Annotated in this window: 14 protein-coding genes; 5 read left to right on the top strand and 9 right to left on the bottom strand. The window is 69.6% G+C overall.

Features of this window, described 5'->3' with window-relative positions; genetic code table 11:
* Nucleotides 1-31: 31 nt before the first annotated feature.
* Genes ACFQUV_RS24440 through ACFQUV_RS24425 form a run of 4 tightly spaced genes read right to left on the bottom strand, consistent with a single transcriptional unit; the run spans nt 32 to nt 4,604 of the window.
* Entirely contained in the window at nt 32-649 is a 618-nt protein-coding gene (locus tag ACFQUV_RS24440) for a K(+)-transporting ATPase subunit C (RefSeq protein ID WP_129609441.1), read from the bottom strand.
* A gap of 12 nt (nt 650-661) precedes the next feature.
* Nucleotides 662-2,776 (bottom strand): potassium-transporting ATPase subunit KdpB, encoded by a 2,115-nt coding sequence (gene kdpB / locus ACFQUV_RS24435; RefSeq protein WP_129609442.1) that lies wholly within the window; start codon nt 2,774-2,776, stop codon nt 662-664.
* A 24-nt stretch (nt 2,777-2,800) separates the two neighbouring features.
* On the bottom strand, nt 2,801-4,504 hold the full coding sequence (gene kdpA, locus ACFQUV_RS24430; protein WP_129609443.1) for a potassium-transporting ATPase subunit KdpA: 1,704 nt from the start codon (nt 4,502-4,504) through the stop codon (nt 2,801-2,803).
* A gap of 10 nt (nt 4,505-4,514) precedes the next feature.
* Nucleotides 4,515-4,604, bottom strand: coding sequence for a K(+)-transporting ATPase subunit F (locus tag ACFQUV_RS24425; RefSeq protein WP_111384561.1), 90 nt, complete (start codon nt 4,602-4,604; stop codon nt 4,515-4,517).
* A gap of 407 nt (nt 4,605-5,011) precedes the next feature.
* Between ACFQUV_RS24425 and ACFQUV_RS24420 the strand changes: the two genes are divergently transcribed.
* The 4 genes from ACFQUV_RS24420 to ACFQUV_RS24405 all read left to right on the top strand — a co-directional run bounded on the left by ACFQUV_RS24420 (nt 5,012) and on the right by ACFQUV_RS24405 (nt 6,788).
* A complete protein-coding gene (locus tag ACFQUV_RS24420; protein WP_165363935.1) occupies nt 5,012-5,299 on the top strand; it encodes a hypothetical protein in 288 nt (95 codons plus the stop codon).
* Nucleotides 5,300-5,515: 216 nt separating this feature from the next.
* Complete coding sequence (locus ACFQUV_RS24415; RefSeq protein ID WP_371851713.1) at nt 5,516-5,725, top strand: hypothetical protein; 210 nt, start codon at nt 5,516-5,518, stop codon at nt 5,723-5,725.
* A 152-nt stretch (nt 5,726-5,877) separates the two neighbouring features.
* A complete protein-coding gene (locus ACFQUV_RS24410) occupies nt 5,878-6,246 on the top strand; it encodes a hypothetical protein (RefSeq protein WP_129609445.1) in 369 nt (122 codons plus the stop codon).
* A gap of 326 nt (nt 6,247-6,572) precedes the next feature.
* Nucleotides 6,573-6,788 carry a hypothetical protein gene (locus tag ACFQUV_RS24405; protein WP_111384557.1) on the top strand — a complete coding sequence of 72 codons (216 nt, stop codon included), beginning with the start codon at nt 6,573-6,575 and terminating at the stop codon, nt 6,786-6,788.
* A gap of 81 nt (nt 6,789-6,869) precedes the next feature.
* Here ACFQUV_RS24405 and ACFQUV_RS24400 read toward each other — a convergent pair whose 3' ends face one another.
* The 3 genes from ACFQUV_RS24400 to ACFQUV_RS24390 all read right to left on the bottom strand — a co-directional run bounded on the left by ACFQUV_RS24400 (nt 6,870) and on the right by ACFQUV_RS24390 (nt 9,205).
* A complete protein-coding gene (locus ACFQUV_RS24400) occupies nt 6,870-7,403 on the bottom strand; it encodes a hypothetical protein (protein ID WP_129609446.1) in 534 nt (177 codons plus the stop codon).
* A gap of 152 nt (nt 7,404-7,555) precedes the next feature.
* Nucleotides 7,556-7,840 (bottom strand): hypothetical protein, encoded by a 285-nt coding sequence (locus tag ACFQUV_RS24395; RefSeq protein ID WP_129609447.1) that lies wholly within the window; start codon nt 7,838-7,840, stop codon nt 7,556-7,558.
* A 111-nt stretch (nt 7,841-7,951) separates the two neighbouring features.
* Nucleotides 7,952-9,205 carry a lytic murein transglycosylase gene (locus tag ACFQUV_RS24390; RefSeq protein ID WP_371851711.1) on the bottom strand — a complete coding sequence of 418 codons (1,254 nt, stop codon included), beginning with the start codon at nt 9,203-9,205 and terminating at the stop codon, nt 7,952-7,954.
* Between the two features lie 335 nt (nt 9,206-9,540).
* On the opposite strand from ACFQUV_RS24390, the gene ACFQUV_RS24385 reads away from it, so the two are divergent.
* Nucleotides 9,541-11,520: a methyl-accepting chemotaxis protein gene (locus tag ACFQUV_RS24385; RefSeq protein ID WP_165363937.1), complete on the top strand. Its 1,980-nt coding sequence runs from the start codon at nt 9,541-9,543 to the stop codon at nt 11,518-11,520.
* 134 nt (nt 11,521-11,654) lie between these two features.
* Here ACFQUV_RS24385 and ACFQUV_RS24380 read toward each other — a convergent pair whose 3' ends face one another.
* A complete protein-coding gene (locus tag ACFQUV_RS24380; RefSeq protein ID WP_111384552.1) occupies nt 11,655-12,086 on the bottom strand; it encodes a CBS domain-containing protein in 432 nt (143 codons plus the stop codon).
* Nucleotides 12,087-12,298: 212 nt separating this feature from the next.
* Complete coding sequence (locus tag ACFQUV_RS24375) at nt 12,299-13,033, bottom strand: rhomboid family intramembrane serine protease (RefSeq protein WP_111384551.1); 735 nt, start codon at nt 13,031-13,033, stop codon at nt 12,299-12,301.
* Between the last annotated feature and the right edge of the window lie 90 nt (nt 13,034-13,123).

The following is a 13,123-nucleotide window of genomic DNA, read 5'->3' as shown; positions in this document are numbered from 1 at the left end:
GACGGCATCATAGCAACGCGACCCGCACCCGTCACCGCACCGCGGCCCCGCTCACGGCCTGGTCGAGCGCCAGGTTGAGGGCCAGCACGTTCACCCGCGGCTCGCCGAACACCCCGAACAGCGGCTCCTCGACGGCCGCCTCGACGATCGCGCGGACACGGTGCTCGGGCAGGCCGCGGGCGGTCGCCACGCGCGGCACCTGGAACAGCGCCGCGGCCGGCGAGATGTGCGGATCGAGCCCGCTTCCCGAGGCGGTGACGAGATCGATCGGCACCGGCATGCCGGGGTTCTCCCGGCGCAGCGCCTCGACATCGGCGGCGATGCGCTCGGAGAGCGCCTTGCTGGTCGGCCCGAGATTGGAGCCCATCGAGTTGGCGGCGTTGTAGGGGCTCGGCACCGTCTTGCTCGCGTCGGCGGGGTCGGCCCCGGTGGTGGCCGACGGGCGGCCGCGGAAGTAGCGGTCGCTGGTGAACGCCTGGCCGACATTGGCGGCGCCAACGACCACACCGTCGCGGACGACGAGGCTGCCGTGCGCCTGGTCGGGAAACACGGCGCCGGCGAAGCCGGTCATCGCCAGCGGATAGGCGAGGCCGGTGATGACGGTGAGCGAGACGGCGAGGATCAGGGCCGGGCGGAGTTCGCGCAGCATGAGTGTGCCTCCTCAGGCGAGACCGAGTGCGACGATCGCCATGTCGATCGCCTTGATGCCGATGAACGGGGTGACGACGCCGCCGAGGCCGTAGACCAGCAGGTTGCGACGCAGCAGCGGGCCGGCGCCGATCGCCCGATAGCGCACGCCCTTCAGCGCCAGCGGGATCAGCGCCACGATGATCAGGGCGTTGAACACGATGGCCGACAGGATGGCGCTCTGTGGGCTGGCGAGCCCCATGATGTTGAGGACGCCGAGTTGCGGATACACGGCCACGAAGATCGCCGGCAGGATGGCGAAGTACTTGGCCACGTCGTTGGCGATCGAGAAGGTAGTCAGCGCGCCGCGGGTCATCAGGAGCTGCTTGCCGATCTCCACCACCTCGATCAGCTTGGTCGGGTTGGAATCGAGGTCCACCATGTTGCCGGCCTCGCGGGCCGCCTGGGTGCCGGTGTTCATGGCGACGCCGACATCGGCCTGGGCGAGGGCGGGGGCGTCGTTGGTGCCGTCGCCGCACATGGCGACGAGCTTGCCCTTGGCTTGCTCCTCGCGGATCAGCCGCAGCTTGTCCTCGGGCGTCGCCTGCGCCAGGAAGTCGTCGACACCGGCCTCCGCCGCGATGGCGGCCGCCGTCATCGGGTTGTCGCCGGTGATCATCACGGTGCGGATGCCCATGCGGCGCAGCTCGGCGAAGCGCTCGCGGATGCCGCCCTTGACGATGTCCTTGAGCTGGATGACGCCGAGCAGGCGGCCGTCCTTGGCGACCGCGAGCGGGGTGCCGCCCGCCTTGGCGATCTCCTCGGCGATCGCATTGATCTCGCGCACCGCATCGGCGCCTAGCCGCGGCCGCAGCGCCTGGGCGACGTTGCCGCCGGTGTCGACCGGCGGGCTGTCGAGGAACGCGATGACCGAGTCGACGGCGCCCTTGCGGACCCACGAGGCGCCGACCTCCATGCCGCTCATCCGGGTGTTAGCCGAGAACGGGATGGAGCGGCCGCGCAGCTCGGCGAGATCGCGCCCGCGGATGCCGTACTTCTCCTTGGCCAGCACCACGATGGATCGGCCTTCGGGCGTCTCGTCGGCCAGCGAGGCGAGCTGTGCCGCATCGGCCAGCTCCTGCTCGGAGACCCCGCGCAGCGGCCGGAAGGCGGTCGCCTGGCGGTTGCCGAGCGTGATGGTGCCGGTCTTGTCGAGCAGCAGCGTGTCGACGTCGCCCGCCGCCTCGACGGCGTGGCCCGACATGGCGAGCACGTTGAAGCGCACCAGCCGGTCCATGCCGGCGATGCCGATCGCCGACAGGAGCGCCCCGATGGTGGTGGGAATGAGGGTGACGAACAGCGCCGCCAGCACCACGAACGGCACGGTGCCGCCCGCATAGGCGACGAAGCTCGGGATGGTGGCGACCGCGAACACGAAGATCAGCGACAGCCCGGCCAGCAGGATGTTGAGGGCGATCTCGTTCGGGGTCTTCTGGCGCGCCGCGCCCTCGATCAGCGCGATCATCCGATCGAGGAACGAGGAGCCCTTGGCGGCCGTGATCTTCACCACGATGCGGTCGGAGATCACCGTGGTGCCGCCGGTGACGGCGGAGCGGTCGCCGCCCGACTCGCGGATCACCGGCGCGGATTCGCCCGTGATGGCCGCCTCGTTGACCGAGGCCATGCCCTCCACCACCTCGCCGTCGCCGGGAATCAGGTCGCCGGCCTCGACCACGACGAGATCGCCGGGCGACAGCTCCTCGGCCCACACCATCTCGAACAGCTCGGTGTTGCCGGGCACCAGGAGGCGCTTTGCCTTGGTGCGGGTGCGGGTCTCGCGCAGCGAGTCGGCCTGCGCCTTGCCGCGGCGCTCGGCGATCGCCTCGGCGAAGTTGGCGAACAGCACCGTGAACCATAGCCACAGCACGATCTGAAGCGTGAATCCGATGCCGGCGGCGCCGGCCACGAGGTCACGCACCAGCAGCAGCGAGGCCAGAACGGCGACGATCCAGACCACGAACATCACCGGATTGGTGATCAGGGCGCGGGGATCGAGCTTGCGGACCGAGGCGCCGATGGCCGGCGCTACGGTCTTCCAGTCGAGCAGCGTCGAAGCAGGGACGCGCTTGCGGAGGGTCGAGGAGTCCATGGGGATTGCTCCGGGGGTAGGCGATCAGAACAGCTCGCCGGCCCGCATGGCGAGCTGCTCGACGATCGGGCCGAGCGCCAGGGCCGGGAAGAAGGTGAGGCCGCCGACGATCAGGATGACGCCGACGAGGAGGCCGATGAACAGGCCGCCGGTGGTGGGGAAGGTGCCGGAGGATTTCGGTACCGTCTTCTTGGCTGCGAGCGAGCCGGCGATCGCCATCGCCGGAACGATGACGAGGAAGCGGCCGATCAGCATCGCGAGGCCGCCGGTGACGTTGTAGAACATCGTGTTGCCGGTGAGCCCGCCGAACGCCGAGCCGTTGTTGGCGGTCTGCGACGAGTAGGCGTACAGCACCTCGCTGAAGCCGTGCGGGCCGGCATTGCCCATCGAGGCCACCGCGGAGGGGATCGCCACCGCGAGCGCCGTGAAGCCGAGGATCGACAGTGGCAGGCACAGGATGGCCAGCATCGCCATCTTGACCTCGCGGGCCTCGATCTTCTTGCCGACATACTCGGGCGTGCGGCCGACCATCAGCCCGGCCACGAAGATGGCGATGACGACGAACAGCAGCATGCCGTAGAGGCCGGCGCCGACGCCGCCGATGATGATCTCGCCGAGCTGCATGTTGAACAGCGGGATCAGCCCGCCGAGCGGGGTCAGCGAGTCGTGCATGGCGTTGACGGCGCCGCACGAGGCCGCGGTGGTGACCACCGCGAACAGCGCCGTCATGGCGAGGCCGAAGCGGACCTCCTTGCCCTCCATGTTGCCGCCGGCGACGCCGAGCCCGTCGAGAATGCCGGTGCCGGCCGCCTCGGCCCAGTACACGATGGTGACGCCGGCCAGGAACAAGAGTCCCATGGCGGCGTAGATGGCCCAGCCCTGGCGCTGATCGCCGACCATGCGGCCGAACACGTTGGTGAGCGCCGCACCGATCACGAAGATCGACACCATGTGGATCAGGTTGGTGTAGGTGCTCGGGCTCTCGAACGGATGCGACGCATTGGCGTTGAAGAAGCCGCCGCCGTTGGTGCCGAGATGCTTGATCATCATCTGCGAGGCGACCGGCCCCTGGGCGATCACCTGCTTGGCGCCTTCGAGCGTCGTCGCCTCGACATAGGGGTCGAGATTCTGCGGCACCCCGAGCGCGATCAGCGCCACGGTGCCGACGATGCAGATCGGCAGCAGCACGTAGAGCGTCGCGCGGACGAGATCGACCCAGAAGTTGCCGACCGAGCGGGCCGAGGCGCGGGCGAAGCCGCGGATCAGCGCCACCGCGATGGCGATGCCGGTCGCCGCCGAGACGAAATTCTGCACCGTCAGGCCGGCCATCTGGCTGAGATAGGAGAGGGTGCTCTCGCCGCCGTAGTTCTGCCAGTTGGTGTTGGTGAGGAAGCTCGCCGCGGTGTTGAAGGCGAGATCGGGCGCCACCGCGCCCATCTCCTGCGGGTTGAACGGCAGGACGCCTTGCAGCCGCAGCAGCCCGTAGAGCAGCACGAAGCCGGCGATGTGGAACAGCAGCATGGCGATCGTGTAGGTCAGCCAATCCTGCTCGCGCCGCTCGTCGACGCCGCCCATGCGGTACAGCGCGATCTCGATCGGGCGCAGCACCGGCGAGAGCGGTGTCCATTCGTTGTTGAAGACGCGCGTCATGTACCAGCCGAGCGTCGGGACCAACGCCGTGATGATGACGCAGAAGGTGAGAATCTGAATCCAGCCGATGAGGGTCATGGTGCCGCTCTCAGAACCGCTCGGGCTTCAGCAGGGCGTAGCCCAGGTAGAGAAGGAGGCCGGCGGCCACGAGCGCGCCGAGCGTGTAGTCGATGATCATGGGTGTCCTCAGAGGCGCTCGCAGAAGGTGGCGTAGCCGATCGACAGGACGAGAAAGCCGAGGCCGATCGTCAGCATCGTGATGTCCAGCATGGGGTCTCCTTGCCGCCGGGACGAACCGGACGGGCCAGCACGAAACGCCGGGCGAGCGGCCCGGCGCGGTCCGGGCGTGCGGACCCGGGGCTGCCGAGACCTGACATCCGGCCCATAGGTTTTCGAGACGGGCCGGCGGCTGCGTCCGTAGGAATTCCATAAGTGATGCGGTCACGCGGTGCGCCCGCCCGACGGGTGCCTATGGGGCCGCTATGTGGAGCAGGGGGTGGCCGTCTCGAATTCCTATCGAGAGAGCGTCATCTCGACACCGAGCCGCCGCGGGGCGGCGGACAGGTGGCGCAGATGGTGGCGCAGATGAGACGGACATTCGAACAATTTGCCGAACCGCGGTCGATGCTCGACGGCCGCACGCTGCACGATCTCGGTGCCGCGGTGACGGTGCGCTGGGCGCTCGCGAGCGTCTTGGCGATGGCGACCGGGCTGCTGCTGCTGGTGGGGGCGGCGACCCCGCCCGCCTTCGAGGCGTGCCGCAGCCTGATCGATGGCGACGAGCGGCTCGCCTGCTACGACCGGGTGGCCGACCAGCAGTCCGCAGGGCCCGCCAAGGGAGCGACGGCGCCGCCGCTGCCCGGCCGGCCGTGACGGGGAGGATCACCCGGGCAATCCCGGATTCGCACTAGTACGAAGCGGGCTCGTCCCAATTCTCGCGCGGCGGCCGGGATGATCCACTTGCACGCTGAAGTGGATGACGCAGGCCGCGAGGGGACCGACGACATGCCGATCCTGAGGCGAGCAGGTGCCGCGACAATGGCGGCCGGCGATGATCGCCCGGCTGGCGCCCGATGGGGCCGCGGCCTGCTGGCGCGACGCCCGACGACATCGGGGAGCGCACGGCTTCCGACCTCGACCGAACGGGTGCGCGGCGTCGTCGCGCAATGCCTCGACGTGGCGCGGCGATTGGCCGTCGACCTGATCGATCCCTATCGGCCGGAGCTGCACTACATGCGCGGACCCGGGCCGCGCTGGCGCGCCAAGCACGGCTGTGCCCGCTTCTGTGCGGGCGACTGACCTGCCGCCACGCGGGACTTGCCGCCAAGCGGGACCCGGCCGGGCTAGCCCTGGTTTGGCGGCGGGTTCTCGTCGTTCCGTGCACAATTTGTTTGCAACTCGGCCGCAATACTTCGCCACGTAGGTCTTCGGACCGATCAGGAGTATTCATCTTGCGAATGCCATCGCGCCAGCGGGGCGACGGGCTTCCGCCGGCGACGCGCAAGACCATTCTGGTCATCGACGACGACGTCGCCCGCCGCGCCATCCTGTGCAGGATCGCCGATCTGTTCGGTTTCGCCGCCATCGGGGCGGCGACGCTGGACGATGCCGAGGTGCTGCTCGGCTCGCACCGATTCGACTGCATCACGGTGGATCGTCGATCGGGATCATGGTCCCGGATCGATGGGCTGGACCCGACCCTGGCGGCTGCCGCGGTGGTGGACGTGTCCGAGATCGCCCGGGCGTTGACGGGCGACGTGACGGCGATCGGCGAGCGCGAGCCCGAGTCTCGCGTGCGGCGGGTTCGCCCGACATCTTGAGCGGCGCAAATCCAGCCGTGCGATCGCTGCAACGCTGCATCGCACAGCGACGCGAGGCCGCAGTGGTATATTGGTCCCGAACGATCGTCGACTCGTTATCGTTTCACGATCGTCGGAGTGGCCGGCATTTTTGTCGGCCGATTGATGCGGCAATCCGGGTGGCCACGGCCGCCCGGAGTTTCAGGAGGCTCGGAATGACGGATTCCGAGGATCGGAGCGCGGCGGGAGACACTGAACCCAGCCGGCGCTCCATGGGAGTAGCGCCCCATTCGGGCGACGATTCCGACGCGCCGTCGGGACGCCCTCGCTCCCGTGCGACCAGCGACATGGCCCGTCGCGTGCTCGACATGGTGGCGGACGAGATCGTCCGGCGGCTCAAGCGCCGATTCCCCGATGGACCGCTTCCCGGCAATCGGCGGCGGCAGCGCGGCGACGGCTCGACGGTGCCGGGTTGGCGCAGCGAGGCCAAGCAGGTCTCGCCGGCGAGCGGCCGCAACATCATCCTGCTGAAAGCATTCCGGCGCCGGCGCGAGCGCAGCTGACCGGCGGTTCCGGCCGTGACGAGCCGCGCGGGCGGTTCGGTCGGGCGAGACGTTCAAGGCGGGTCCTTCGAGGCGAGTTCCTCAAGGCGGAGCGGTGTCGCACGATGTCGCGGCTCCCGCTGCCGGCGCAGGGTGTAGCGCGACGAGATGGCGGCACACCGCCCGCAGCGACGTGGCGGCGATGTCGGGACGGCCGAAGTCGATCATCATCCGGGCCGCGATGACCCGCATCGGCACGTCCACCATGATGGTGACGCCGTCCGAGAGGCCCGCGTCCGGCTCCGCGCGGACTCGGCCGACCCGCGTTCCGAACCGCTCCAGCAGTCGACCGAACGCCTCGTCGAAGGCGGCGATCGCGGCGCGCGCGCCGTCCCGATCTCCAGCCGTGAGGGCCGCGATCGCGGCGCGGTTGTGGGTCTCGGCGGCCCCGATGGCCGCCACATAGGCCGAGGTCTCGTCGGCTGTGGGATCGCCCCGGTCGGGCATTGCGGGCGCAGGCGCCGCGGCGGCCGGCACCGCGGCGGTGACGGCGACCGGAAGCGGCGCCATCACGACGGCGAGCATGACGGCGAAGAAGCCGATCGAGCGGACGATCACCGGAACGGGTCGGGGCATCGGGATCGGCTCCGGAGCAAGGGCAGCGGACGAGGGTCGCGCGCGACGTGGCCGCGGCGCCCTCATCATAGCGACGGGGCGGGCGGCTTGCGCGCGCGTTCGGGGCCATGGTGAACACGGCGTCATGGCCGCCGGGCGGTGCGGCGGCGCCGTCAAGCGGTGGGCTGCGTCTGGTCCTGCGACGGGTCTTGCAACTGGCCCTGCAAGCGGGCCAGCTCGGAGCCGATGGTCCTGTAGAGATGGCGCAGCGCCGCAATCTTGGCCTGGTTGATGAAACGAGCCTCGGCCGGCGCCGACGGCCATCGTCCCGGCAGATCGAGATCGGCGAGCGGAACGTGAAACTCGAACCACAGCGTCGCCGTGCCCATGTCGAGCCGGTCTGCGTAGCGCGCGTGCACCGCATTGTCGGAAACCAAGGTGGTGGCGACCAAGTCCATGGCGACCTCCCCAGCCCGACTATTTTAGCCCAAGGCCGATAGTGCTCAAGAGTGGCGAAACAAAAAGCGACACGCCCGGCGCACCGGCCCGGGTCTGGGGGCCGGGCGGCCTCAGCCGCCCTGGCGCAAGCGGGCCAGCACCTTCAGGCCCGCATAGCCGTCGACCTCCAAGCCGGCCTTGCGCTGGAAGGCGGCGACCGCCCGCATGGTGTCGCGGCCGACCCGGCCGTCGGTGCCGTCGGTGTCGAAGCCGAGCGCCGTCAGCCGCCGCTGGATCTCCTGCACCTCGCCGAGCGTCGGGGTGCGCTCGCTGCCGGGGAAGCGCTGCACGAACGGACCGTTCCCGCGCAGGCGGTCGGCCAGGTGGACGATGGCGAGCGCGTACGAGAAGGCCGGATTGTACGAGTAGATCGACTGGAAGTTCCGCCCGATCGCGAAGGCCGGGCCGCCCGCCACCGGCACGGTGAGCCGCACCTGGTGGGCCGGCGACGCGAAGGCAGCCCCGTCGGCGCGGGTGACGCCGAGCTCCGACCATTGGGCGTAGGACCGATAGGTCTTGCCGTCGGCGAGCCGCGCGTTGAAGCCGGCCGGCAGACGCACCTCGCAGCCCCAGCTCTCTCCTTGCTGATAGCGGCCACGCTGCAACAGATAGCGCGCGGCACCGGCCAGCGCGTCGTCGGGGCGCCCGAACGGCGAGATGCGGCCATCGCGGTCGAAGTCGACGCCCATGTTCAGCCACACCTCCGGCATCCACTGGGTGTGGCCCATGGCGCCGGCCCACGACCCGATCATTTGCCGCGGGTCGCCCCAGCCGCGATCGATGATGACGAGGGCGTTGAGCAGCTCCTGCTCCCAGTAGGCGCGGCGCCGCGGCTCGCCCCAGGCGAGGGCCGCGAGGGCCGGCAGCACGGGGCGCATGTATTTCGGATTGTCGATGACCTCGCCGTAGCTCGACTCGATGCCCCACACCGCCATCACGATGAAGCGGTCGACCCCGTAGTCGCGCTCGATGCGGTCGAGCAGGGCCTTCTGCTCGGCGGCGCGCTGCTGTCCGGTGATGATCCGCCAGTCGGAGACACGACGGTTCAGATACTGCCACAGCGCCTCCTGAAACTCGGGCTGGGCGCGTTGCAGGGCGTAGACGCCGGTGTCGGGCTTCAGCCCGTTCATCACCCGGTCGTAGGTCGCCTCCGAGATGCCGCGGCGCAACGCCCGTGCCTTGAAGGACGCGCGCCATTGGTCGAACGAGGTCGCGGCACTCTGGGCCGCGGCGGGAGCCGGCGCGAAGCCGGCCACGAGGGTCGCGGTGCCGGCGGTCAGGAGTGTCCGGCGGGTGAGGGCGGTCGGCGATCCGGCACGGCGCAAGCGAGGGTCTCCCGAACGAGTCGTGCGCGAAGCTAGAGCATTTTCCGGCGAAGTGGGACCCGGTTCATCGAGCCCGATGATGGCAGAGGCCCGACGTTCTGGCGACATCCGTCGGCGCGCCGCCAGCCCACGGCGGACGGCCCGCAATCACTCGGAAATTCCTTCGGGCGAAAAATCGGCGCAAAATCTAGCTATAATGGTATTATAGTGATCATAGTAAGGTCAGTATCGTCCATACCTGCTTTATTGCATCCAACTGTCTAGCCGGAAATCTGTTCTTAACCGCAGCGTGCGCGTCTATTGGCGTGGCAATTGGAATGGCCGGGACCCCAACCATGTCGGTACGTACCTTTCGCGTCAGCCTGCAACTGAAAATTGCGGCGATCGGGGCCATAGGTTTGCTCGGGTTGTGCTTCGTCGGGGGCTTTTACATACTCGGGGCTCGGACCCAGGCGGAGCACGAGGCGGCGGCCGACCAGGCCAATGCGGCCGCGGCCCTCGCCGGCGAGGTGGCCGGCTCGCTGTTCCAGGCGCGCGACGCCGAGAAGGAGTTCATGCTGACTGGCGACGAGGCGCGGCTGCGCGACCAAGCCCAGGCGTTCGCCAAGATGGTGGCCGGCACCAGGGATCTCCAGACGCGACTGGCCCAGATGGGGCAGGCCGAGCTGGCCGAGAAGGCCGGCAAGGCCCGCGAGGGCATGGACCGTTACGCCGGCTATTTCGGCAAGACGGTCGAGGCCAAGCGGGTGATGGGCCTGAGCGGCGACAGCGGACTGGAAGGTGCCCTGCGCACCAGCGTGCGGCAGATCGAGAGCGAGCTCGACAAGTTCGACGACGCCAGGCTGGTCGCCGGCATCCATCCGGTGCGCCGTTACGAGCGCGAATACATGCTGCGTCAGGACGGCCTGTCGCAGGCCAACTTCAAGAAGGCGCTCGGAGAGTTCGTCAGCGCCTTCCAGACCGCCAGCCTGCCCGGCGCGACCAAGAAGCAGATGATCGACCGGCTCACGGTCTATCAGCGCGACTTCAACGAGTGGGTCAAGGCGGCCGAGGCGGTCGAGCTGGCCTCGACCCTGACCAAGGTCGAGTACGGGATCGTCGCTCCCGCGGTCCAGCAGATCAAGGAGGCGGTCGAGACGCTGCGCGACGCGGCGCTCGCCAGGACCGCCGAGGCGCGCGAGGAGACGCGGCGCGAGATCCTGATCGCCATCGCGGTGGCGTTCGTGGCGGTCGCCGGCATCGGCTTTCTGATCGGCTCCAGCCTGTCACGCCCCCTGAAGGCGATGACCAAGGCGATGCGCGAGCTCGCCGACGGCCATATGGAGGTCGCCCTGCCGGGACTCGGTCGCCGTGACGAGATCGGCGAGATGGCCAAGGCGGTGGAGCGGTTCAAGGTGGTGGCGGTCGAGAAGGCCGAGCGCGACGCGCAGGAGCGCGAGGCCGCCGCCCGCGAGGCCGCGGCCGAGCGCAAGACCGAGATGGCGCGGCTGGCCGACGGCTTCGAATCGGCGGTCGGCAACATCGTCGGCATGGTGTCGTCGGCGGCGACGCAGCTCGAGACCGAGGCGCGTCGGCTGACCGCGACAGCGGAGACCACTCAGCGTCTGTCCAACACCGTCGCCAGCGCTTCCACCCAGGCGTCGTCCAACGTTCAGACGGTCGCCTCGTCGGCCGAGGAGCTGGCCGCCTCGGTGGCCGAGATCGCCCGCCAGGTGCAGGAGTCGAGCAGCATCGCGGCCCAGGCGGTCGAGCAGGCCGAGCGCACCGACACCCGGATCAACGAGCTGTCGAAGCTCGCCAGCCGCATCGGCGACGTCGTCAAGTTCATCACCGCCATCGCCGAGCAGACCAACCTGCTGGCGCTCAACGCGACCATCGAGGCCGCGCGCGCCGGCGAGGCCGGCAAGGGCTTCGCCGTGGTGGCCCAGGAGGTGAAGGCGCTGGCCGCCCAGACCGCCAAGGCGACCGACGAGATCTCGGCCCAGATCACCGGCATGCAGGCCGCCACTGCCGACTCGGTCGCCGCCATCAAGGAGATCGGCCGCACCATCACGCGCGTCTCGGAGATCGCCGCCGACATCGCCACCTCGGTCGAGCAGCAGGGGGCCGCCACGTCGGAGATCGCCCGCAACGTCCAGCAGGCGGCGCGCGGCACCACCGAGGTCGCCAACAACATCGTCGACGTCAGCCGCGGCGCCAGCGAGACCGGCTCGTCGTCCACCCAGGTGCTGACCGCGGCCAACTCGCTGTCGCGCGAGAGCGAGCATCTCAGGCTGGAGCTGGAGGAGTTCCTGCGCACCGTGCGGGCGGCCTGACCCCGCCTCACGGGCGGCCCGAGGCCGCAGCCCTGGAGATCGTGGTCGAGGCGCCGCCCGCGGGCGGCGCCTTTTCGTTGCGGGCGGTCCCGGCACACGGAGGCGCCGGCGAAGCCATCCCTCACGCGGTGGGATCACGCGGTGCGGATATAGTCGCGCAGGGCGTTGGATTCCTGCTCCATCTGCTCCAGCCGCGACTTGACCACGTCGCCGATCGACACGATGCCGATCAGGCGATCCTGCTCCACCACCGGGACGTGGCGGAACTTGCCGTCGGTCATCTGCTGCATCAGCTCGCCGATGGTGTCCTGCTGGCCGCAGGTGACGACCCTGCGGGTCATGATGTCGGCGACCGACGTGTCCAGAACGGCGACGCCGCGCTGGCCCAGAGCCCGGACGATGTCGCGCTCCGACACGATGCCGATGGTGCGGCCCTCGGCGCCGGTCACCACCAGCGCGCCGATGCCACGCTCGGTGAGCGTCTTGGCGGCGATCGCCACGGTCGCGGTCGGATCGATGGTGACGACGGAGCTGCCCTTGCGGGCGAGAATCGTCTTGACGGTCACGTCAGCCTCCCTTGTCGCCCGCCCTACGGGCCGGCGCACTTGCTGTTGACCGGCCGTCGGTGGGGGACCGAGCGACAAGTCGAGAGGCTGTCGTCCGGTTCCGCGCCGCGTGCGGCCGATGCCGGATCATCGGCCGTTTCGCAGGGTGCGGCAAGTCGTCCACACGGGCGACAGCGGTGGGGGGGCGGAGGAGGCGGGCCGACGCGCGGCGATCAGCGCATGCCGCCGTCGAACCGCACCGGGTCGAACAGCGGAAACAGCAGCAGGCCGGCCAGGAAGCCGCCGATATGGGCCTGCCAGGCGACCGGCTGGTCGACGCCCAGCATGCCGACCGAGCCGATCCCGAACAGGATGTTCAGGCCGAACCAGACCAGCAGGAAGGCCAGGATGCGCGGATCGCGCAGGGCATCGAGGAGTGGCGCCGCGGGAACCAGGTAGGCGGTGGCATCGGTGTTGCGGAACACCCCGAGCGGGCCGCCGACCTGGAATACGAAGCGAATCGCCGCCGCCATGAAGCCCGAGATGGCCGCCGAGGCGCCGATCATCGGCAACAGCTCGGGCCCGTGGGTGACGAGATGTAGGGCCGCGCCGGCCGCCGCGGTGGCAGCGAAGAAGGCGAGGAATCGTCCGGTGCCGAACCGACGCGCCACCGCGCTGCCGAACGGCAAGAGCCACAGCACGTTGACTCCGAGATGGGTGAGGTCGCCGTGGATGAAGGCGTAGGTCACGAAGGTCCACAGGTCGGCCGGCAGGCCACCCGGCAATGCCGCCTCGATCGCCGGCAGGCCGCCGTAGCGGGCCGGGATGAAGGCGAACAGCAGCAGGAAGTCGAGCTTCCCGGCCGGTGTCAGCACCAGCTCGCGGACCACATGGACGAGGCCGAACACCGCGATCATGCCGGCGATCACGGTCGGCAGGTTGAGAATCGGCTCGGCGCGTCGCGACATGGAGTCCCTGGGTGGCCCGCTCTGATAGGACGTGCATGGGCGGCCCGCAAGCGCGCTGCACATCGGGTTTCGGCGACTTGGTCGTGTGGA

This window comes from Rhodoplanes sp. P11, assembly GCF_964266735.1.
In the GTDB taxonomy this organism is placed as follows: Bacteria; Pseudomonadota; Alphaproteobacteria; order Rhizobiales; family Xanthobacteraceae; genus Rhodoplanes; species Rhodoplanes serenus.
This window is presented reverse-complemented; position numbering and strand designations above follow the sequence as displayed.

Excerpts from the sequence above, each read along its gene's own strand:
- ACFQUV_RS24440 (WP_129609441.1), bottom strand. The coding sequence starts at position 649 with ATGCTGCGCGAACTCCGCCCGGCCCTGATCCTCGCCGTCTCGCTCACC.
- kdpB (WP_129609442.1), bottom strand. The coding sequence starts at position 2,776 with ATGGACTCCTCGACCCTCCGCAAGCGCGTCCCTGCTTCGACGCTGCTC.
- kdpA (WP_129609443.1), bottom strand. The coding sequence starts at position 4,504 with ATGACCCTCATCGGCTGGATTCAGATTCTCACCTTCTGCGTCATCATC.
- ACFQUV_RS24425 (WP_111384561.1), bottom strand. The coding sequence starts at position 4,604 with ATGATCATCGACTACACGCTCGGCGCGCTCGTGGCCGCCGGCCTCCTT.
- ACFQUV_RS24420 (WP_165363935.1), top strand. The coding sequence starts at position 5,012 with ATGAGACGGACATTCGAACAATTTGCCGAACCGCGGTCGATGCTCGAC.
- ACFQUV_RS24405 (WP_111384557.1), top strand. The coding sequence starts at position 6,573 with ATGGCCCGTCGCGTGCTCGACATGGTGGCGGACGAGATCGTCCGGCGG.
- ACFQUV_RS24400 (WP_129609446.1), bottom strand. The coding sequence starts at position 7,403 with ATGCCCCGACCCGTTCCGGTGATCGTCCGCTCGATCGGCTTCTTCGCC.
- ACFQUV_RS24395 (WP_129609447.1), bottom strand. The coding sequence starts at position 7,840 with ATGGACTTGGTCGCCACCACCTTGGTTTCCGACAATGCGGTGCACGCG.
- ACFQUV_RS24385 (WP_165363937.1), top strand. The coding sequence starts at position 9,541 with ATGTCGGTACGTACCTTTCGCGTCAGCCTGCAACTGAAAATTGCGGCG.
- ACFQUV_RS24375 (WP_111384551.1), bottom strand. The coding sequence starts at position 13,033 with ATGTCGCGACGCGCCGAGCCGATTCTCAACCTGCCGACCGTGATCGCC.